This is a genomic window from Buttiauxella agrestis ATCC 33320 (assembly GCF_000735355.1).
Taxonomy (GTDB): Bacteria; Pseudomonadota; Gammaproteobacteria; order Enterobacterales; family Enterobacteriaceae; genus Buttiauxella; species Buttiauxella agrestis.
Window position 1 is genome coordinate 1 of the sequence record NZ_JMPI01000069.1, and the last position, 20,913, is coordinate 20,913.

The following is a 20,913-nucleotide window of genomic DNA, read 5'->3' on the forward strand; positions in this document are numbered from 1 at the left end:
CGGGTGACCAGCCCGGCGTCCTCACTGCGCATCAGTTTTCCGGCCAGGCTGTACTGATAGACATGCTCGCGCCCGTCAAACCCGGTTTCGTGCACCAGCCGGTCCATCACGTCATAGCGGAACTGTGTGCGCGCCTCGTTTTCATTTATCAGACTGATAATCCGGTCGGCAGCGTCAAACTCTGCCTGGCGGGTGAGTCCGCCGCGGGTCTGTGCAACCAGGTTGCCGCGTGCGTCATATCGCTGTGTGGTGATGGTGCTGTCGGGATGTGTGATGGTCAGCAGGTCCCCGGCTTCGTTGTACTGGCGGGTGGTGCGGGTGCCGGTGTTGTCTTCGCTGGCAACAAGCCGCCCGCGGGCATCGTATTCGTAACGGGTGGAGAGCCCTTCTTCCGCCCTCATTTCCGTGACCTGGCTGTCGCGGTTATAGCGGTACTGTGTTTTGTACCCGGAGCAGTCGGTGTATGAGGCGAGCAGACCGTATGCATTCCACTCCAGTTGCTGGCGTCCCCCCGCCGCATCTTCGGTTGCTGAGGGGTGTGCGCTTTTCTCATCCGCATAATGCCAGCGGCGGGTATGACCCATGGCATCGGTTTGTGCCGTCAGTCGTCCGCAAGAGTCATATTCACGAGCGGTGCGACTGCCGTCCGGGGCGGTGGTGCTGAGGAGCTGATTGTGGGCGTTGTAATCAAAGCGGCTGACGGTGCCGTCCGGATACCAGATGGCCAGCAGGTTGCCGCTCACCACGTCCAGCTGATATTCGGTTTTACGCCCGGCAGCATCCGTCTGGCTGACCAGTCGTCCGCTGCCGTCAAATTCACTGTGGATGTCGCTGCCGTCGGGTTGTTCGAGTCTGACGACCCGCTTCAGGCCGCGTTTTCCCCCAAAGTGGTAGACGGTGACCCGCCCGAGGCTGTCAGTGACGACGGTCTGGTTGTCGCTGTACACGAACTGATAATTCAGCCCGCCGGGGTTGGTCTGGGAAATCACCCGCAGGCTGTCGTCATAGGCATAGCGAGTGGCGGGCCGCCCGGTGTACTGGTGGGCGACCATCAGGCCTGCATGTTGCGGGTGCCATTCAAAGTGACGCGTTTTTACCCCCGCCCGGTCATATACTGCCGCCAGCTCACCGCGCGGGCTGTAGTCATAACGCACCAGTGGTGTTGACGGTAAATCGGGAAACGCCACATCGCGCACCAGCCAGACAGCGGCAAGACGAGTACCGGCTGGCAGCGTGGCAAGCTCCAGCCGGAACTGCCGCCCGCTGCTGTCCGTCACCGCAGTGACCTGACCGACAAATTCCCCTTCAGCATCACGGCGATAGTGCAACTGATTACCGGAGCGGTCAGTCAGACCGGATAACAGACGGAACGGCGGCAACGGACGCGGCAGCACGTCTTCCGGTGAAACCGGCAGCTGAAAAGGCTCCAGTATCCACCACGGCCCGGTGGCGTCGTTTGCGACAAAGTACGTATGTGAATTTAGCCGAACGTCTGGCGGCAGCGCCTGCCACAGGCGGCTCAGGCGATGATTATCGGGCTGCGTATCCACTCCGCCACGGGCGAGCCAGAGTTTTTCGGACTGACTCCAGGCAATGGCACCCGGCGCGAGCACATCAAAGTGAATACTGCGCCCGCCGTTATCGTTAAGAATGAGCTCAGAAGAACGAATCTGCAGGCGAATATCCATCGCCGACTGCCAGCCCGGGCCGAAGGTGCCGACCGGGGCGGGTGTGTCGGTGCGGTAACTGCTGTAGCTACGGGTGAGCACAAAGGGTAAATGTGCCGGCAGGGCGATATCGGTTTCACCGGGCAGGACTTTAGCGCCCAGCACCGGGTTGACCGGATTGCCCACCGCCACACCACCGGGGCAGACCGAACAGGCCACACCAGTGGGTGCACCAATCATCACCCCGAGGGAGCCCTGAACAATCGGGCCGCCGATTAAGGTGGCGTCACCCTGACGCGCAGCAGGCATTCCTGGCATGGTGAAGTCCTTTTCTTGTGGGGGAATATATTGATTTTTTGTCTGTGATTTAGATAAATTATAAACAAAATAAATATAACAAAATCAATAATATATAAACTTAGAGTAAATGAGGATTGGTATCAGTGATAAGCGTCACAAACGAAAATTAGCAGGCGAGGAAGTGTGAAAACGTACTGCGAATAAGTAGGGGGAGTTGAGAAAGAGTAAACCCCAGATACGAAAAAACCCGCCGAGGCGGGTTTTTAAATTCTTAGCTTTGCTAACGCTAACCTTACAGGCTAGTTACGTTACCAGCAGCTGGGCCTTTAGCACCACTTTCGATGGTGAAAGACACTTTCTGGCCTTCGTCCAGAGACTTGTAGCCATCGTTCTGGATAGCAGAGAAGTGTACGAACACGTCTTTTGAGCCATCGTCAGGAGTGATGAAGCCGAAGCCTTTGTCAGAGTTGAACCATTTTACGAGACCAGTCATTTTGTTAGACATAGATATTACCTTTTAAATTAAATTTGCCTTCCGGCGCAATTGGAATGTTTTACAGATTTTTAAAGCGATAAAGGAAGGTAGATCACGTCGAAGGGTATCTATGATAACTCTTTGAGGACTGCGCTACTAAACTGCTTAAAGGTTCTGTGCTTCAAACCGATGGATGTATTAACTCATATAAGCAGGGTGAATAACAAGGTTTATTTTAGCCGTCCACAGGGCTGGAGCTCAAGCCACCTCTGGGATCCCCCGCAATTAAGCGGGGGAAATCGCCATTACTGCATGGAGTTTTTTGCCGTTGAATATGCCTGCATAAACGCCTGATGCTGTGACGCCAGCGGCGCAATCAGCGAATTGTACTGGCTGGCTTGCTGTGACGTTGGGAACTGAATGCCACCCGCGGTGAAACCAACTTGAGTCCCCTGCTGCTGGATGAAATCACCCACTTGCACCAGTTGCGCAGTAAAGGTTTGTGCCGCTGGGATCAACGGAGCCATGGCTTCTGCCGGAGCAATAACCACTTTCTCATAAACCTTGTCGTACACCACTTTCAGATCGTCTGGTTGTTTCAACGTGGAACGTGCGCTGTCAGCCTGCATTTTTGCATTCTGGACTTGCTGGCCTAACACATTCAGAGAACCGTTCGCCTGACGCAGTGGACCGCTCTGGGTCATGTAATCCTGCGGTACACGAATGCTGTTTACGCTGTCGGCTACCGGACGCATGCCATCGTCCATCGCCTGGTTCACCTGCTGGGAGAAACCATACAGAATCGCGTAATCAGAAACCAACGGGCCAAACTGCTTTTTCTGGTCGGTTGTCAGCGTCGGCAAACGTTCACCGCTGCGCATCGCCGTATTTTGCAGGAAATCGATAAATGCCTTGCGCTGATCGCCTTCTTTATCGAAGCAACCGCTCAAGCTCACTACCATTAAAATTGCCGCAAGCGGCGCAAACCAGCGTGACCAGGACTTACCTGTCGCCATCTTTTCTACTCCTTTCACCATTCAGTGCCAAAGCACAAATGCGTACCCAATAATGCTGCTAAGGATAGTCCAACCTGACTTTGCAAGATACCCTTTCGCATTAATCTCTTAAGGCGAATTGATGTTGCATGATTGTTATCTTTCTCACAAATTCGGCGTCGCTTTGTCGCCGAGAAATCACTACCAAGCTATTAATATTAAAAGGTTAATTCCAATATTTCCGTCAACACTCACGTAATCAGTACGATAATCGCACACTAACACTGGAGGGATGATTGCCCAATAGCCTGCTGAGTGGTTTGATTTAACGAACGATTAACGAATTATTGTTCGATAATCGAACATCTCTGTATCCTACAGGACATGCCTTATGACAAAGACAACAACGACTGATATTCAGGCATTTATAAACAACAATCGCTTTTCCAGATACCAGTGGATGATCCTCGTCCTCTGTTTTATTACCGTAGCTCTGGACGGTTTCGATACCGCCATCATCGGTTTTATCGCCTCTGATCTGGTGCAGGAATGGGGTGTGCAGAAATCCGATCTTGGCCCGGTAATGAGTGCGGCTCTGGTTGGGCTGGCGGTGGGCGCGTTAACCGCCGGGCCAATGGCTGACCGTATCGGGCGCAAAAAAGTGTTAGTGCTCTCGATTCTGGTTTTCGGCGGATTTAGCTTGCTGACCGCCTTTGCCACCAGCCTGACGTCCCTCGCCCTGCTGCGTTTTTTAACCGGTCTGGGTCTTGGTGCCGCCATGCCCAATGCCGCAACATTGATGTCTGAATACGCACCCGAGCGTAAACGTGCGCTGTTGGTGAACCTGATGTTCGTCGGCTTCCCGATTGGGTCATCGATGGGCGGTTTTGTCTCCGCGTGGATGATTCCCCATTACGGTTGGCAAAGCGTTTTAGTGCTCGGCGGTCTGATGCCGCTGATTCTGTCCGTGGTGCTAATGATTTGGCTTCCTGAATCAGCCCGCTATCTGGTGGTAAAAAACAAGCCACAAAAAGATATCGCCACGATTATGCGGCGTATCGCCCCGTTGCCGTCGGGTGAAAACCTGCGCTTCGTGTTGAACGAAGTGGGCGGTCATATTAAAGATAAAACAGCGCTTGGCGTGATTTTCTCACCGCGTTATCTGGTGGGAACATTAATGCTGTGCATCACCTACTTCATGGGCTTGCTGATTTTCTATCTCCTGACCAGTTGGCTGCCACTGTTGATTCGTGAAACCGGAGCAACACTGAGCCAGGCGTCAATTATCACCGCACTGTTCCCGTTGGGCGGTGGCATTGGCGTGCTCATTATTGGTGCGTTGATGGACAAGCTAAACCCGAACAAAGTGGTCGCGGTGGGTTATTTGCTGACAGGCGTGTTCGTCTGCCTTGTCGGTTTCTCGACCTCAAGCCTGGTGTTAATGGGTGTGATGGTGTTTATCGCAGGCACCATTATGAATGGCGCACAATCGTCGATGCCTGCGCTGGCAGCGGGCTTTTATCCAACGCAAGGGCGTGCAACCGGCGTGGCGTGGATGTTAGGGCTTGGGCGTTTCGGCGGTATTCTGGGGGCATTTAGTGGTGCATTCCTGATGCAGGCCGAGCTGTCATTCAAAACTATTTTCATGTTACTGGCGATTCCGGCAGTGCTTTCTGCCACTGCGCTGATGGTGAAATCCTGGGCGGGCCTGCGAGCGCAGGGAGCAAATCGCGTAGAAAATCACGAGCTGGAAAAAGCTACGCAAAAAGCATGATGGCAAATTTTTTTACTTAAACAGGTACACGGCGGGCTAGCCCCGCCGTTTTGCATAATTTGCATATCTATTTACAAATTTATACTGACTCCCCAACTCCACCGAGTTTTCAATTCGTTATGCCGCTTAGTTTTTTTGCTGAAACGCATAAGCCGCTGCCAGTAAAAAAATAGTTAGCCTGAAAATCATCGGCCCGCTTTTTTTCGAACTACTCTTAATGAGCTTCTTACGTGTTCACTGTCCATTGTGTGATTTATGAGGAGTACTCGATGGAATATAAAGATCCAATGATTGAGCTGCTGAGCAACCTTGAGCAGATTGTGTTTAAAGACAGGCCACAAATGATGGCTCTTAGTGATAAGCCCAATGCATTTTCTGAATTTGAACAACTAAGAAAAAGTACCGGACTTAAGATTGATGATTTTGCCCGCGCAATGGGTGTTAGCGTGACGATGGTACAGGAGTGGGAATCAAAACGACTCAGACCCTCCAATACCGAACTGAAGTTGATGCGCTTGATACAAGCGAATCCAACCATCAGTAAGCAGTTGATGGAATAATTTGATCATTTGTACCCTGATTGCCTTAACCAAAACCCCGCCTGATGCGGGGTTTGTTGTTTTTGCATGAACGCCGCGACAATTTCCCAAATTTAGACCCAGGTCACTACAGAAATCGCAAATATTAACCATAAATTAAAGAGGGTTATCACAAGCAATCAACAGGAGGTTGTATGTCTAAGAAAATCCTCGTTCCTATCGATATCTCTGAAATGGAACTGACCAAACAGGTCATTCCGCATGTTGAAAACTATGCAAAGCTCGACGATGCCACAATCCACTTCCTGGCCGTTATCCCCGACTATACCTATTTTGCCTCTTACGGCCTGGGTTATGCTTCGATTGCGCCGGATGCCAGAGAAAGGGAGGCGGCTGCCCTGGAAACACTGAGCGATATCATCGCTAAGTTTAAGATTCCGGACGACCGTATCGAAAAGCATGTTCTGAGCGGTACACCAAAAGATCATATCCTCGGGCTTGCCGAAGATATTGATGCCGACGTGATTATTCTCGCCTCTCACCGACCTAGCATGTCGACTTATTTACTTGGTTCAAACGCTGCAGCCGTGGTTCGCCACGCGAGGTGTTCTGTGCTGGTTGTTCGCTGAGTTTTAGCCATAAAAAAACCCGCCGAGGCGGGTTTTTTTATTCAACGCTATACCGTCACTGAAGCAACGAAATATCTGCAACCTGCAAGAACAGCTCGCGCAGTTTAGCCAGCAGCGTCAGACGGTTGATACGCAGCTCTTTATCTTCTGCGTTCACCATCACTTTGTCGAAGAACTTATCGACTGGCTCACGCAACGCGGCCAGTTCTACTAACGCTTCCTGATAGCGGCCTTCAGCGAAGAACGGCTCCAGTTTATCGCGCAGGATAACCAGCTGACGGGCGAGATCCATTTCTTCCGCTTCTTTCAGAACAGAAGCGCGTACGTGGTCTTGCAGCGTTTCGTCTGACTTCGCCAGAATGTTAGATACACGCTTGTTCGCAGCCGCCAAAGCTGACGCCGCTTCCAGGGTACGGAAGTGCGAAACCGCTTTCATGCGCGCATCGAAATCAGCAGGTTTGGTTGGACGACGCGCCAGCACGGCCTGGATAGTATCCACGCTGTGGCCTTCTTCCTGATACCAGGCGCGGAAACGGCCCAGCATAAAGTCGATGACTTCGTCGACAACCTTCTGGTTAGTCAGCTTCTCGCCGTAAAGGCGCACGGCCTCTTCGGTCAGAGTTTGCAGATCCAGCGGCAGGTTTTTCTCAACGATGATACGCAGAACACCAAGGGCAGCACGACGCAGAGCAAACGGGTCTTTGTCGCCTTTTGGATGCTGACCGATACCGAAGATGCCCGCGAGGGTATCCATTTTATCGGCAATCGCAACTGAGCAAGCCACCAAGTTAGACGGCAGTTCGTCGCCCGCGAAACGCGGCTGATACTGCTCGTTGAGCGCAACAGCAACGTCTTCGGCTTCGCCGTCGTGACGCGCATAGTGCATGCCCATCACGCCCTGGGTGTCGGTAAACTCGAACACCATGTTGGTCATCAGGTCGCATTTAGACAGCAAACCGGCGCGAGTGGCGTGGTTAACATCAGCGCCAATCTGGCCAGCAATCCAACCTGAAAGGGCTTCGATGCGGTTAGTTTTGTCACGCAGCGTACCGAGCTGTTGTTGGAACAGGACGGTTTCCAGACGCGGCAAGTTGTCTTCGAGGCGCTTTTTACGGTCGCTGTTGAAGAAGAACTCTGCATCTGCCAGGCGTGGACGCACAACTTTCTCGTTACCAGAGATAATCTGAATAGGGTCTTTCGACTCGATGTTGGCAACAAAGATAAAGTTCGGCAGCAATTTGCCGTCGTTGGCGTACACCGGGAAGTACTTCTGGTCACCTTTCATGGTGTGAACCAGCGCTTCCGCAGGAACGGCGAGGAATTTCTCTTCGAATTTCGCGGTCAGAACAACTGGCCATTCCACCAGAGAAGTCACTTCTTCGAGCAGGCTTTCGCTCAGGTCAGCATTACCGCCAATCTTGCGAGCCGCTTCTTCAGCGCCTTCTTTGATCACCGCTTTACGCTGTTCGTAGTCGGCAATAACTTTGCCACGCGTGAACAGAATTTCAGGGTACTGGTCGGCGTTATCAATTGTGAATTCCGGCTCGCCCATAAAGCGGTGGCCGCGAATAACACGGTCAGACGCGATACCCAGAATAGTGGCCGGAATCACTTCATCGCCCAGAAGCAGAGTCACGGTGTGAACCGGACGCACGAATTGGGTGTTGTTATCGCCCCAGCGCATCAGTTTTGGAATCGGCAGTTTGGTCAGCGCGGTGGCAATCATCGCAGGCAGCAGGGCTTGCGCACTTTCGCCTTTAACATGGGCGCGGTACATCAACCACTCGCCTTTATCCGTCGCCAGACGCTCTGCCTGTTCAACCGTAATGCCACAACCACGCGCCCAGCCTTCAGCGGCTTTGCTTGGCTTGCCTTCTGCGTCAAATGCCGCAGAAATTGCCGGACCACGTTTTTCAACTTCACGGTCAGGCTGAGACTCAGCCAGGTTGGAAATTTTCAGCGCCAGACGGCGTGGTGCCGCAAACCATTTTACTTCGCCGTGAGCGAGATTCGCCGCATCCAGTTCCGCTGTAACGTTCGCAGCGAAGGATTCAGCCAGGCTGCGCAGGGCTTTTGGTGGCAGCTCTTCAGTGCCAATCTCCACCAGAAAAGTTTTTTCAGACATGGCAGCCTCTTATTTATTCTTATTGCACATCGGGAAGCCAAGCGCTTCACGAGAAGCGTAATAGGCTTCGGCCACGGCTTTGGTCAGAGTACGAATACGCAGAATGTAGCGCTGGCGCTCGGTAACCGAGATGGCCTTGCGGGCATCAAGCAGGTTAAAGCTGTGCGCGGCTTTCAGAATGCGTTCGTAAGCAGGCAGTGGCAGCGGGTTTTCCAGCGCCAGCAGGTGCTGCGCTTCTTTCTCATACTGCTCGAAGCAGGAGAACAGGAATTCCACATCGGCGTGTTCGAAGTTGTAAGTTGATTGCTCAACTTCGTTCTGGTGGAACACGTCGCCATAAGTGGTTTTACCCAGCGGGCCGTCGCTCCAGACCAGATCATAAACGCTGTCTACGCCCTGGATGTACATCGCCAGACGCTCTAAACCGTAAGTGATTTCACCGGTTACAGGCTTACATTCCAGGCCGCCAACTTGCTGGAAGTAAGTGAACTGCGTCACTTCCATGCCGTTAAGCCACACTTCCCAGCCCAGACCCCAGGCACCCAGCGTTGGGTTTTCCCAGTTGTCTTCTACGAAGCGAATGTCATGAATAGTTGGGTCCATACCCAGCTCTTTAAGCGACCCAAGGTACAGCTCCTGAATGTTGTCAGGAGAAGGCTTGATCACCACCTGGAACTGATAGTAGTGCTGTAAGCGGTTCGGGTTTTCACCGTAACGGCCATCGGTAGGACGGCGAGATGGCTGCACGTACGCAGTCGCCATCGGCTCTGGCCCTAAAGCCCGCAGGCAGGTCATTGGGTGAGAGGTGCCGGCGCCGACTTCCATGTCCAAAGGTTGAACAATGGTGCAGCCCTGGCGAGCCCAGTAGTCCTGTAAAGTCAGGATCAGGCCTTGAAAGGTCTTGGTATCAAACTTTTGCATGTTGATTTCGCACGCGTTCGAGAGGGTTAAAAAGAGAAGCGGCCAGTATACCTTTTGATGGCAAGATATACAGCCCGAATGCACGTGCGTTTGCCTTGCGTTGCGGCTTTATGTCGTCGAAAGGTGCAAGAATTGACCACTTTCGTCAAAGGAGCAGGTGAATCCTTCCCGGCGCGTGGTGCTGCCAAGAATCTCATAGCTCCCCTGATACTGTTTAAAATCCACTACGCTGATGCGATCGGCGCGCGTGTTGTAACGATGCGCCGCTTCTCCTTTGCAGGTTTCGATCATCGCTTCGCCCTGGATGGCCGGATGCTGAGCGACTTGCGCGTATTGTGGGTGTTGTTCCGAATGACTACAGGCACTGAGTAACACGGCGGTAAAAATTAGCAGCCAACGGCAATTTTTTATTTTTGGCATCATCATTAGTTATGTGTACGTTAAAATCGTTATTGTTATTCAATAATTAACAGGTATTCCGCATTCTGCAAATCCACTTTATATCTGGCAAGAGCACGAAGACAAAACTCAGATAAATCACGGTCAACAACACCAGAGGAACCCATGCAGCAGCAAAAAATTAACTGGATTGACAACCTGCGTGGAATTGCATGCCTGATGGTCGTCATGATTCATACCACGACCTGGTACATCACCAACGCAAATATCGTCAGTCCGTTTAGTTGGGATTTATCGAACGTACTGAATTCGGCATCCCGCGTCAGCGTCCCGCTGTTCTTCATGATTTCAGGTTATCTGTTTTTTGGAGAGCGCAGTGCGCAGCAGCGTCACTTTTTGCGCATCGTCACATGCTTGTTGTTTTACAGCGTGATTGCGCTTATCTACATCAAACTCTTCACGCCAATTAATGCCGGACTTTCTCTGCGCTATATCCTGCAAAAACCGGTGTTTTATCACCTGTGGTTCTTCTTTGCGATCATGGTCATCTACCTTCTGTCGCCTTTGATTCAGGTGAAAAAAGTCAACGCAACGGTGATTCTTGGGCTGATGGTGTTGCTAGGCGTTGTCGCCAATCCCAACACCGTGCCGCAAACGCTGGATGGCTTTAAATGGCTGCCGATTAATTTATACATTCGCGGCGACACGTTTTATTACGTGCTGTATGGCTTGCTGGGGCGCGCGATAGGCATGTTCGAGACGGACAAACGCTGGATTAGCGGGCTGGCCGCCGGAATTTTTGTGCTGTGTATTTTTTCGATTTCGACGGGCACGCGCCACCAGTTAGAAGTGAACGGTAATTTTGCCGATACCTTTTATGTTTATTGCGGGCCGCTGGTGTTTATCGCCGCGATCGGTTTGCTGGTGCTGGTAAAAAATTGCCTCAACAGCCGCCCGTTGCCGGGGCTGACATTAATCTCGCAACACTCGCTGGGAATTTACGGCTTCCATGCGCTGATAATCCACTTCTTGCGCACCCACGGTTACCAAATCACAAGCTCTCCGGTGCTCGATATTCTGTGGATTTTCGGCGTCACGCTGGCCGGAAGTTTGTTACTTTCCATGGTATTGCAACGCATCGACACCCGAAAAATGGTGAGCTAAATAAAAGACGGGAGTAAAGTAAGCGCACATAAATTGTGGACATCAATGGATGAAGCAATGAATTATCAAGTGACGTCGCTTTACTTCTATTCCGTCAAATATTTGCTGTGGGCAACGCTATGTTTTGGGCTGAATTTTTTCGGCTGCCAGGCACCGTTTCTCTACCTGATGGTGATCGGTATTGTTTTCCCGGTTTTAATTTCTATCCGGCTTAACACCTTGACCGAACAGGGCGCGGTGCGCAGTAACCGTGAGACGCATGACTGGCTGGTTTTCGTGAGAGGCATCCCGGTTCAGGAAAAACGTCGGCACTTAAGCAACCCGTTTTTCTACAGCACGCAACGGGCCACGCAGTTCTTCCTGAAAGGATTTTTACTTCGCGCGGCGCTACAGGCAACGATCATCGGCTGGACGATATTTCGCTGGCCGCCTGCCCAGGAATGGTGGGTCTACGCCGCAGTCGTGGTGGCCTTGCTGGTGATGCTCTACAGCCTTTGGCATACGCTGTGCAATCTGTACGCGCTGTATAAAGATAACTGGGAAGTCGAAAGCTTCACGTCGCAGACCGAGAGCCAGTGGTTCCGCGCTTTCTTTAGCTGGGACAAGAACAGGCAAGGCGCTCTGGAAAACTTGCTCACTCCGTTTTAATGAGCATTGCGCATCCGGGCGCGATGCAACTGGCGGGGGGAAGAAAACCCCGCCGCAATCGCCGCCTGCTCCATACGCTGCCCTTGCAACAAGCGCTGTTCGGCCACCGCCAGGCGCAACTGTTCTAAATAATCCCGCACCGAAATCCCCAAATGCTGCTGAAAAAGCCGCGCCAAATGGCGTGAGCTGACATGAACTTTGTCAGCAATTTCCTGCACATCCCACGCTGATTCGGGTGCTGCCGAAAGCAAATCCTGAGCACGATGCACTGCCGGATGAATATGGTTACGGTAGCGCAGCCACGGCGATAGTTGCGGGTCGTCGCCCGAACGGCGGAACCACACCACCATCTCACGCGCCACATCCAGCGCGGGTTTCGGCCCGCAATAGCGGTTAATCAGATGCAGCGAAAGATCGATGCCGGAAGTGATTCCAGCGCTGGTCCAGATGCCCCGATCTTCGATAAAAATGCGGTTCTCTTTCACCTGCGCGGTGGGTGCCGCAGCGCGTAATCGCGCCAGCACATCGTGATGGGTGGTGCACTGCACGCCATTCATCAGCCCGGCTTTCGCCGCCAGCAACGAACCGGAACAGACGCACATTAAATTGAGTTGCTGGCTGTGAATCTGCGGTTGCAGGCGCGTCAGCCAACGGCGCACCGCTTCAGCCTGCGGCGTGTCAAAGTAGCGGTTTGAATCACAAACCCCAGGCAGCACCAGCAAACTGCCTGGCGGGAAACTTTCTGGCAGCGGTTCGATGCCAGAAAAGTTCAGTCCGATGGAGGTGGAAACGTGTGGGTCCGGGCCAATGAAATGCAGGTGAAAGGCATCCCCCGCAAGCTTCAGCGTTTCCGCAGGGCCGGTTAAATCGAGTGACAAAACACCAGGCAAAACAACGAACCAGACCCCAATACTCACGATAATGACTCCAGGCACTCGGCAACGGTTTGAATTTCCGCAAATCGCCCTGCCAGCACGGTTTCAGTGCGGTGGCGCAGGGTTTGCGTATCCAGCGTAACCCCTTTCCAGCTCATCGGGAAGGTGAGCATCGCCTCACTGACAAATGAAACGCGATAACCCAAATCCGACGCCACTCGCGTAGTGGTTTCGCAACACTGTTCGGTGCGAATCCCGCAGATAATCAGGTGGTTAATATCACGGCTACGTAACCAGAGATCGAGGCCTGTATCGGTAAATGCGTTATGCACGTGTTTCTGGAATGTCACATTTGCCTGATGCTGCAAGAAAGGCATCGGTTTAACGTAGCCTGATTCAAGTGAAAACGGGCTTTGATCGTCAACATGGAAGATATCCACCACAGGAATTTTCAAATCCTGGCAGCCAGAAATGAGTTGCGAAATAGCCTGCTGGAATGCCGGAAAGTCATCTTCTTGCCAGTAATCGCGATGGAAAAAAGATTGCTGCGTGTCGATATTGATCAGAGCGGAACGGGACATTTTCGGACTCCTTCACTTTGGGTGTAAAGCCATTGTGGCAGGGGTTAGCGTGGTTGCTAATACCAAAAACGGACAGAGTGAGGCTGATAAAGGACCAGTTGAGATCTTTGGATGGGTGCCGGATGACGCTTACGCTTATCCGACCTACGAAACACCAGGCCTTTGTAGGGTGGATAAGCGCCAGCGCCATCCACCAGCCCTTATAAATTATGTTACTCTCCAGAAAGTTACCCTTCGGAGAAAACCATGAACAGCAAGGCTGCACGCCCCACGATAAGCGACGTCGCGAAAGCGGCAAAGACCGGAAAAACCAGTGTTTCCCGCTATCTTAACGGCGAGCAAAATGTGCTGTCAGACGATCTTCGTTTGCGCATTGAAACGGCGATTGCCGAACTCGATTACCGCCCAAGCCAAATGGCTCGCGGCCTAAAACGTGGGCGAACCCGCTTAATTGGCCTGATCATCGCCGATATCACCAATCCCTACTCCGTCGATGTGTTGTGCGGTATCGAAGCCGCCTGCCGTGAAAAGGGCTTTACGCCGCTGGTCTGTAACACCAATAACGAAGTGGATCAGGAGCTGCATTATCTCGATTTGCTGCGCAGTTATCAGGTGGAAGGAATTGTGGTCAACGCCGTGGGCATGCGCGAAGAAGGGTTAAATCGCCTGCAACAATCGGCCCTTCCGATGGTGCTGATTGACCGCAAAATTCCCGATTTTGCCTGTGATGTTGTAGGCTTAGATAACAGCCAGGCGGCAACTACGGCGACTGAACACCTGGTCGAACAAGGCTTTGAAGCTATTCTTTTCCTCAGCGAACCGCTCGGCACAGTGAACACTCGCCGCGAGCGCCTGAATGCGTTTCACGCCACTCTCAAACGCTACCCAGGCATTGTTGCCGAAAACGCCGAAGTGCCTTTGCACGAAGCCGATTTGATGGACAATACCCTGCGCCAGTTCCATTCCGCGCACCGTGGTATGCGCAAAGCGGTGATTTCAGCGAATGGTGCGCTTACCCTTCAGGTGGCCCGTTCACTGCGCCGCATCGGCCTGCACTGGGGCAGCGATATAGGCCTGCTTGGCTTCGATGAACTCGAATGGGCGGAGCTTGCCGGAGTCGGCATCACCACTCTTAAACAGCCGACCTGGCAGATTGGTTACGCCGCGCTTCAACAGGTTGTGAAGCGCATTGAAGGCGGCAGCGACACCGTTTATGAACAGGTCTTTTCCGGCGAATTAATCGTTCGCGGTTCAACCGTCCGTTAATCAATGTTCGTGATAGCGATCATAAATTGAACATGCCTGGCTTTTCTTTGGAACCGGTTCCATTTAGCGTAATAGTTATATTAGGTTGATGAACCTGGCCGGAGAAACGAATGCCGAGAAAAATTATTGTCGTCACCGCCGCTTACGGGCATGACCGCATCGCCGCAATGGGCGGCCAACAAGCGCTGTTGCCGATTATCGCCAGTGCCGGAGCTGACGGTGTTGAAATCCGTCGCGAATTATTAAATCACATTCAGCTTGATGCCTTGCCTGCGCTTGCCCAGCAAATTGCTGAACACCGACTCGATGCCTGTTATTCCGCGCCGGAACCGCTGTTTGTTGAAGATGGTAAACTCAATCCGCTGATCCCTTCTTTGCTGCTCGAAGCCCACCAGCTCAACGCGAGCTGGTTGAAACTGTCTCTTGGTCACTTCCGTGGCAGCCAACAGTTCTCACTTTTACAACAGTGGCTTGAGAAAACAAACGTGCCTCTGGTCGTCGAAAACGATCAAACAAATTGCGGAAAACTCGCGCCAATGCAGCGCTTCCAGGCCGCCTGTAATGTGCTAAACCTTCCAGTGACGCTGACATTTGATATGGCCAACTGGCTGTGGGTCGATGAATCCCCGGAAGCCGCAGCCCGCGTGCTTGCACCGTTAGTCAGCTATATCCACGTCAAAGCCGCCGTGGCACACCATTACCACTACCGGGCGATCGCGCTCGATGACGCGGAACCGCGCTGGCTTGAATTACTGAACAACCTGCCAGCCGATGCGCCGCGCGGAATTGAATTCCCGCTCGAAGGCCGAGACCTGACGGCTGTTACGCGCCATTACGTCAACTTATTACGCGAGGAGTAAGCGATGTCGACCCAACTTGATGTCATCACCATAGGTGAAGCGATGGCGATGTTTGTCGCCAGCCAAAGCGGTGATTTAGCCGCCGCAGAACAGTTCGTTAAGCGCGTGGCGGGAGCGGAGTTAAACGTTGCCACGGGGCTTGCGCGTCTTGGCCTGAAAGTGGGCTGGGTCAGCCGGGTGGGCAACGACTCTTTTGGTCGCTATGTGCTGCAACAACTGGCGAAAGAGAATATCGACAGCCGTGGCGTGACGACAGACGAGCGCTTTGCTACAGGCTTTCAACTTAAATCTAAAGCAGAAAATGGAACCGATCCCATTGTGGAATACTTTCGTAAAGGATCGGCGGCCAGTCATCTTTCTACCGCTGATTTTGATGAAGAGTATTTTGGCTCGGCACGCCATCTACATTTAAGCGGCGTGGCGGCAGCGCTGTCGGATAGTTCATTAGAACTGCTCAATCACGCTGCTCGCGTGATGAAGCAGCAAGGGAAAACCATTTCGTTCGACCCTAATCTGCGCCCGGTGCTCTGGAAGAGTGAAGCCGAAATGGTGAAACGATTGAATCAACTCGCCTTCCAGGCAGACTGGGTGCTGCCAGGAGTAAGCGAAGGTGCCATTCTGACCGGGCATAAAACGCCAGAAGCGATTGCCGATTTCTATCTCGACCACGGCGTTAAGACCGTGGTGCTGAAAACGGGTGCTGACGGCGCATGGTACAAAACGGCCTCAGGTGATAAAGGGGCAGTAAGTGCGGTAAAAGTCGAGAACGTCGTCGATACCGTCGGCGCAGGCGACGGTTTTGCAGTGGGCGTGATAAGCGCCCTGCTTGAAGGGAAAACCTTAGAACATGCCGTCAGCCGCGGGAATAAAATCGGCTCACTGGCAATTCAAGTCATCGGCGATAGCGAAGGGTTACCGACCCGTAGCTCGCTTGGCGAATAAACAAAGACTGCATCCGCTGTGCCCTACACCCGGCATGATGCGACTCTCCTCAACATAGAGGCAAGCCCATGAAAACCCATTCCCTTGCATCAAAGACAATCGCGCCAAAACGTTGGTGGTACATCATGCCAATCGTGTTTATCACGTACAGCCTGGCGTACCTCGACCGTGCCAACTTTAGTTTTGCTTCCGCCGCAGGTATCAACGACGATCTCGGTATCACCAAAGGGATTTCCTCCCTGCTTGGAGCGCTGTTTTTCCTCGGTTATTTCTTCTTCCAGATCCCCGGCGCGATGTACGCCGAACGCCGCAGCGTACGCAAACTGATCTTCGTTTGCCTGATTTTGTGGGGCGGTTGCGCGTCACTCACCGGCATGGTTAGCAATATCCCCGCGCTGGCGGCGATTCGCTTTATCCTCGGCGTGGTAGAAGCGGCCGTGATGCCCGCAATGCTGATTTACATCAGTAACTGGTTCACTAAGTCTGAACGCTCACGGGCTAACACCTTCTTAATACTCGGTAATCCGGTCACAGTGCTGTGGATGTCGGTGGTTTCGGGCTATCTGATTCAGGCCTTTGGCTGGCGTGAAATGTTTATCTTCGAAGGTATCCCGGCCGTTATCTGGGCATTCGCCTGGTGGATGCTGGTAAAAGATAAACCTGCGCAAGTTGGCTGGTTGTCTGATGCAGAAAAATCCGCGTTGCAGGCTCAACTGGAAAAAGAACAGCAAGGGATTAAAGCGGTGCGCAACTACAGCGAAGCGTTCCGTTCGCGTAATGTCGTGCTGCTGTGTATGCAATATTTCTGCTGGAGTATTGGTGTATACGGCTTTGTATTGTGGCTGCCGTCAATCATCCGAGGTGCAGGGACGGCGGGCATGGGCATGGTGGAAGTTGGCTGGTTGTCATCGGTTCCTTATCTGGCGGCAACTATCGCGATGATTGTGGTTTCATGGGCTTCGGACAAAATGCAGAACCGTAAGCTGTTTGTCTGGCCGCTACTGCTGATTGGCGCGCTGGCATTTCTCGGCTCCTGGCTGGTTGGTGCCGATCATTTCTGGGTTTCCTACACTTTGCTTGTGATTGCCGGTGCCGCCATGTATGCGCCGTATGGCCCATTCTTCGCCATTATTCCTGAAATGCTGCCACGCAATGTTGCAGGTGGCGCGATGGCATTAATCAACAGTATGGGTGCGCTCGGTTCGTTTGTCGGCTCCTGGTTTGTTGGCTACCTCAACGGGGCAACCGGCAGCCCGTCTGCATCCTACATTTTTATGGGGGTAGCATTGCTCGCGTCAGTGTGGCTAACTCTGATAGTGAAACCTGCGACAAACCAACAAGTTCCAGCGGCAGCACACCACGCCTGATCGCTCAATCCGGGCGGTCGTTGCACCGCCCGGTTGTATTTAACTGTTAACGGAGAACGTCATGAAGCCGTCCGTCATCCTCTATAAAACGTTACCTGACGACCTGCTTGCCCGTCTTGAAAGTCACTTCAGCGTCACTCAAGTCAGTTCCCTCAGCCCTGAAAATCTCCAGCAACACGCCGATGCTTTTGCCAAAGCTGAAGGGATTTTGGGTTCCAGTGAAACGGTGGGTAAAGAGTTTTTGTCTCATACACCTAAGCTGCGCGCCGCCTCTACCGTTTCCGTTGGCTACGACAATTTTGATGTGGACGCGCTGACCTCACGCGGTATCGCACTGATGCATACGCCAACCGTGCTGACTGAAACCGTCGCGGATACCATGATGACACTGGTGTTGGCGACCGCTCGCCGTGCGGTAGAAGTGGCAGAACGTGTCAAAGCTGGCGAGTGGACAGGCAGCATCGGCGCGGACTGGTTTGGAATCGACGTGCACCATAAAACGCTGGGTATTTTAGGCATGGGCCGTATTGGCCTGGCGCTGGCGCAACGTGCGCACTTTGGCTTTAACATGCCGATTCTGTATAACGCGCGTCGCCATCATCAGGAAGCTGAAGACCGCTTTAATGCCCGTTATTGCGACCTTGACACCCTGCTGGCCGAATCCGATTTCGTCTGTATTTCCCTGCCGTTGACCGATGAAACGTATCATCTGATTGGCGCTGAACAGCTGGCGAAAATGAAATCTTCAGCGATTTTGATTAACGCCGGACGTGGCCCGGTGGTTGACGAAAAAGCGTTAATTCAGGCACTGGTTGACGGCAAAATTCACGCCGCTGGGCTGGATGTCTTTGAGCAGGAGCCGCTACCGGTGGACTCACCTTTGCTTAGCTTGCCGAACGTCGTGGCGCTTCCGCACATCGGTTCTGCGACGCACGAAACTCGCTACAACATGGCTGCATGTGCGGTAGATAATTTGATTGCGGCGCTGACAGGAGATGTGAAAGAGAACTGTGTGAACCCGCAGGTATTGAAGTAATTGATTGTTGGCGGATGACGCTTGCGCTTATCCGCCCTACGAACGATAACCAGTAGGTCGGGCAAGCGCAGCGCCCCCGACATATTGACTAAAGCCAGATTAGAAATCAGTCTTAGAAAAACCAGTCATTTCTTCGAGACCCATCTCACGGCCTAGCGCCGTCATTGGATGGACGATAACCAGGCCACGTACCGCTTTTTTCAGAGCGCCCATGTTGGCTTGTTCTTTCTTGGTGATTGGACGTTTGTACGGCAGTGCCATCAGTTTTTGTGCTTCTTTGCTCAGCTTCTGGTTGCGCACCGCTTGCAGGCGCACGATCTCAATTTCCAGCTTCGCTTTCTCTTTTTCCATCTCAGCGTACTTTTCAGCGTCGTTGATCAGATGCAGTTCTGGCATCTCGTGACGGATAAGATCGAGGCGATCGCTCAGGCGTTTGATTTCTGCTTTTTCGATTTCTTTCATTTTTGATTAACCGTGAATAACTTTCATTGCTGGCAAGGATACACCATTCGGCGTAAGAGGGCGAAAAGGGAGTTCGGTCAGAATTACTTCTGGAAGGCTTTTTTTAAGCTGATCCGCGAGATCAGCTCGGTCAAAGAGAGCACCATCGTCGAACGAACGATTTGCTGGTAACGCTGTTTTTGCATAGCAAACAGCTCAGGATCGCTGCCATCCACAAACTTTGGCGTTGGCGGCAGGGCTGAAACACAATGCAATTCACCGAACGGGCCGAGCATCTCATCATCGGTAAAATTATATTCGTTACCGTCGTGGTTCAACTCTTCTCGCAGTGCCATTATCAACTCACAATCTTCGTACTCGACGCGATTGAGCACGCCAAGACCGTAGATAAGTTTGAGACGCACGGAAAGATCCCCTAACGGGCCATCGCCATCCAACAACGGTTCAACCGCGTATTTCACTGCATAATCGTCTTTACGGAAGACCTGCAACACCAGAATATTCACCGCTTCGGTAAGAAGTTCGACAGCGGCAATCAGCAGGCTACGTACGGTTTTCCCGGCATTAAGACGCTCAAGCACACGGTTTTCAAAGGCTTGGGTTTCTTCCATCTTTGCCTACATTACTAAAAGTATTATTGGGTGCAGCCACTTCTTGCTGCACCCGCTTTCCATCACTATTTGTTGCTGTATGCCTTCAACGCTTCTGCCACCACATCGCTGTGAGCATCAAGGCCGGAGATTTCGGCAAGTGTTGCTTGCGGGCCTTTTTCTGCCAGCAGTTTTTCCAGTTCTTGCGCTTGCGGATCTTCTGCGCTGCGGTAATGCATCGCCGCGGCAATACCTTCAACCAGGAATTGGTGCGGTAAACCGTATTCGATAGTGCCCAACAGCGGCTTAATCAGACGGTCGCCCGCACTTAATTTACGCAGCGGCTGGCGGCCTACGCGCTCCACATCATCTTTCAGATACGGGTTCTCGAAACGACCAAGGATTTTCTGGATGTAGGCTGCGTGCTTTTCTGCATCAAAGCCATAACGCTTGATCAGCACCGCGCCGCTTTCATCCATCGCACCCTTCACGACCGCCCGGATTCTCTCATCGAGAATGGCATCGCGAATGGTCTGATGACCGGCCAGTTGACCAAGGTATGCGGTTATAGCATGCCCGGTATTCAGCGTGAAGAGTTTGCGCTCAACAAACGCCATCAGGTTATCAGTCAGTTCCATGCCAGGAATGTTAGGCAGCTCACCTTTGAACTGGGTTTTATCCACAATCCACTCGCTGAAGGTTTCAACAGTCACTTCAAGCGGGTCATTGGTGGCAGATTCTGACGGTGGAACGATACGGTCCACAGCAGAATCAACGAAACCTACATGCTGCTCAACCCAAGCCTGATCATCTTCAGAAAGTGCCTTCATCACGTGAGCTTTCAGCTGGCTGGTGCCGCGCACCATGTTTTCGCAGGCAATAATATTCAGGGGTTTTTCATTGCCGTTAGCACGACGCAGAACCAGACCTTTTGCCACGGCTGGCGCGATGCGCTCCAGCACAACCGGGCCGACGGCGGTGGTCACAAGGGCAACGTCGGCAATCAACGTAACAACATCGTCGCCGATGCTGCTGACGGCATTCACATTAGAAACAGTATCGATTTGCTCTTGCTCACCCACCACATGAACCTGATAGCTGTGGCGCTCGTTGAGCGCGTCCAGCACGGTTTGGTTAACGTCAGCGAAGGTCAGTTGAATACCCGCGTCTGCCAGCAGTTTCCCGATAAAGCCACGGCCGATATTACCTGCGCCAAAATGTAATGCTTTCATGTCGTTCACCTTCTTAAATTTGAATTACCCGAGAGGGTTCGGGTGAGGTTATTTTGATTTAAACAA

The 20,913-nt window shown here is 52.5% G+C and carries 21 protein-coding genes; 10 read left to right on the top strand and 11 right to left on the bottom strand.

Annotated features, from left to right (window positions below; all coding sequences use genetic code 11):
- From GBAG_RS19305 to GBAG_RS19315, 3 genes are all read right to left on the bottom strand, one after another.
- On the bottom strand, nucleotides 1-1,985 hold a 1,985-nt coding region (locus GBAG_RS19305), incomplete at its 3' end, for a DUF6531 domain-containing protein (RefSeq protein WP_034499349.1).
- 274 nt (nucleotides 1,986-2,259) lie between these two features.
- On the bottom strand, nucleotides 2,260-2,472 hold the full coding sequence (cspE, locus tag GBAG_RS19310) for a transcription antiterminator/RNA stability regulator CspE (protein ID WP_034499351.1): 213 nt from the start codon (nucleotides 2,470-2,472) through the stop codon (nucleotides 2,260-2,262).
- 275 nt (nucleotides 2,473-2,747) lie between these two features.
- Nucleotides 2,748-3,458 (bottom strand): DUF3053 domain-containing protein, encoded by a 711-nt coding sequence (locus GBAG_RS19315; RefSeq protein ID WP_034499352.1) that lies wholly within the window; start codon nucleotides 3,456-3,458, stop codon nucleotides 2,748-2,750.
- Nucleotides 3,459-3,828: 370 nt separating this feature from the next.
- Here GBAG_RS19315 and GBAG_RS19320 point away from each other — a divergent pair, with 370 nt between their 5' ends.
- From GBAG_RS19320 to uspF, 3 genes are all read left to right on the top strand, one after another.
- A complete protein-coding gene (locus GBAG_RS19320) occupies nucleotides 3,829-5,211 on the top strand; it encodes an MFS transporter (RefSeq protein WP_034499354.1) in 1,383 nt (460 codons plus the stop codon).
- 269 nt (nucleotides 5,212-5,480) lie between these two features.
- Nucleotides 5,481-5,771: an HTH-type transcriptional regulator gene (locus tag GBAG_RS19325; RefSeq protein WP_034499356.1), complete on the top strand. Its 291-nt coding sequence runs from the start codon at nucleotides 5,481-5,483 to the stop codon at nucleotides 5,769-5,771.
- Nucleotides 5,772-5,944: 173 nt separating this feature from the next.
- Nucleotides 5,945-6,379 carry a universal stress protein UspF gene (gene uspF, locus GBAG_RS19330; RefSeq protein WP_034499358.1) on the top strand — a complete coding sequence of 145 codons (435 nt, stop codon included), beginning with the start codon at nucleotides 5,945-5,947 and terminating at the stop codon, nucleotides 6,377-6,379.
- A gap of 55 nt (nucleotides 6,380-6,434) precedes the next feature.
- On the opposite strand, the gene glyS is transcribed toward uspF, so the two are convergent.
- The 3 genes from glyS to GBAG_RS19345 all read right to left on the bottom strand — a co-directional run bounded on the left by glyS (nucleotide 6,435) and on the right by GBAG_RS19345 (nucleotide 9,845).
- Nucleotides 6,435-8,504, bottom strand: coding sequence for a glycine--tRNA ligase subunit beta (glyS, locus tag GBAG_RS19335; RefSeq protein WP_034499361.1), 2,070 nt, complete (start codon nucleotides 8,502-8,504; stop codon nucleotides 6,435-6,437).
- 9 nt (nucleotides 8,505-8,513) lie between these two features.
- Nucleotides 8,514-9,425, bottom strand: a complete 912-nt coding sequence (gene glyQ, locus GBAG_RS19340) for a glycine--tRNA ligase subunit alpha (protein ID WP_034499364.1) — start codon at nucleotides 9,423-9,425, stop codon at nucleotides 8,514-8,516.
- Between the two features lie 108 nt (nucleotides 9,426-9,533).
- Nucleotides 9,534-9,845: a YsaB family lipoprotein gene (locus tag GBAG_RS19345; RefSeq protein WP_034499389.1), complete on the bottom strand. Its 312-nt coding sequence runs from the start codon at nucleotides 9,843-9,845 to the stop codon at nucleotides 9,534-9,536.
- Between the two features lie 144 nt (nucleotides 9,846-9,989).
- Here GBAG_RS19345 and GBAG_RS19350 point away from each other — a divergent pair, with 144 nt between their 5' ends.
- Entirely contained in the window at nucleotides 9,990-10,988 is a 999-nt protein-coding gene (locus GBAG_RS19350; protein WP_034499366.1) for an acyltransferase, read from the top strand.
- Nucleotides 10,989-11,045: 57 nt separating this feature from the next.
- Nucleotides 11,046-11,636 carry a hypothetical protein gene (locus tag GBAG_RS21870; RefSeq protein WP_051873756.1) on the top strand — a complete coding sequence of 197 codons (591 nt, stop codon included), beginning with the start codon at nucleotides 11,046-11,048 and terminating at the stop codon, nucleotides 11,634-11,636.
- Here the strand turns inward: GBAG_RS21870 and GBAG_RS19360 are convergent.
- Both GBAG_RS19360 and GBAG_RS19365 read right to left on the bottom strand, forming a co-directional pair.
- Complete coding sequence (locus GBAG_RS19360; protein WP_034499369.1) at nucleotides 11,633-12,553, bottom strand: GlxA family transcriptional regulator; 921 nt, start codon at nucleotides 12,551-12,553, stop codon at nucleotides 11,633-11,635. The two genes, GBAG_RS21870 and GBAG_RS19360, sit on opposite strands and share 4 nt — an antisense overlap.
- Nucleotides 12,550-13,092 (bottom strand): isochorismatase family protein, encoded by a 543-nt coding sequence (locus GBAG_RS19365; RefSeq protein WP_034499370.1) that lies wholly within the window; start codon nucleotides 13,090-13,092, stop codon nucleotides 12,550-12,552. The genes GBAG_RS19360 and GBAG_RS19365 overlap by 4 nt, the downstream gene beginning before the upstream one ends.
- Before the next feature lie 246 nt (nucleotides 13,093-13,338).
- Here GBAG_RS19365 and GBAG_RS19370 point away from each other — a divergent pair, with 246 nt between their 5' ends.
- The 5 genes from GBAG_RS19370 to ghrB all read left to right on the top strand — a co-directional run bounded on the left by GBAG_RS19370 (nucleotide 13,339) and on the right by ghrB (nucleotide 18,563).
- Nucleotides 13,339-14,358: a LacI family DNA-binding transcriptional regulator gene (locus GBAG_RS19370; RefSeq protein WP_034499372.1), complete on the top strand. Its 1,020-nt coding sequence runs from the start codon at nucleotides 13,339-13,341 to the stop codon at nucleotides 14,356-14,358.
- Nucleotides 14,359-14,468: 110 nt separating this feature from the next.
- The gene (locus tag GBAG_RS19375; protein ID WP_034499374.1) at nucleotides 14,469-15,218 is read left to right on the top strand and encodes a sugar phosphate isomerase/epimerase family protein; all 750 of its coding nucleotides are present in this window, start codon (nucleotides 14,469-14,471) and stop codon (nucleotides 15,216-15,218) included.
- 3 nt (nucleotides 15,219-15,221) lie between these two features.
- Nucleotides 15,222-16,160, top strand: coding sequence for a sugar kinase (locus GBAG_RS19380; RefSeq protein ID WP_034499376.1), 939 nt, complete (start codon nucleotides 15,222-15,224; stop codon nucleotides 16,158-16,160).
- A gap of 68 nt (nucleotides 16,161-16,228) precedes the next feature.
- A complete protein-coding gene (locus GBAG_RS19385) occupies nucleotides 16,229-17,527 on the top strand; it encodes an MFS transporter (RefSeq protein ID WP_034499379.1) in 1,299 nt (432 codons plus the stop codon).
- Nucleotides 17,528-17,588: 61 nt separating this feature from the next.
- A complete protein-coding gene (gene ghrB / locus GBAG_RS19390) occupies nucleotides 17,589-18,563 on the top strand; it encodes a glyoxylate/hydroxypyruvate reductase GhrB (protein ID WP_034499381.1) in 975 nt (324 codons plus the stop codon).
- Between the two features lie 99 nt (nucleotides 18,564-18,662).
- Here the strand turns inward: ghrB and GBAG_RS19395 are convergent, their stop codons facing one another.
- The 3 genes from GBAG_RS19395 to mtlD form a co-directional block, all read right to left on the bottom strand.
- Complete coding sequence (locus tag GBAG_RS19395; RefSeq protein ID WP_034499383.1) at nucleotides 18,663-19,025, bottom strand: YibL family ribosome-associated protein; 363 nt, start codon at nucleotides 19,023-19,025, stop codon at nucleotides 18,663-18,665.
- Between the two features lie 83 nt (nucleotides 19,026-19,108).
- On the bottom strand, nucleotides 19,109-19,636 hold the full coding sequence (locus GBAG_RS19400; protein WP_034499385.1) for an MltR family transcriptional regulator: 528 nt from the start codon (nucleotides 19,634-19,636) through the stop codon (nucleotides 19,109-19,111).
- A 65-nt stretch (nucleotides 19,637-19,701) separates the two neighbouring features.
- On the bottom strand, nucleotides 19,702-20,847 hold the full coding sequence (gene mtlD, locus GBAG_RS19405) for a mannitol-1-phosphate 5-dehydrogenase (RefSeq protein ID WP_034499387.1): 1,146 nt from the start codon (nucleotides 20,845-20,847) through the stop codon (nucleotides 19,702-19,704).
- Nucleotides 20,848-20,913 lie beyond the last annotated feature (66 nt).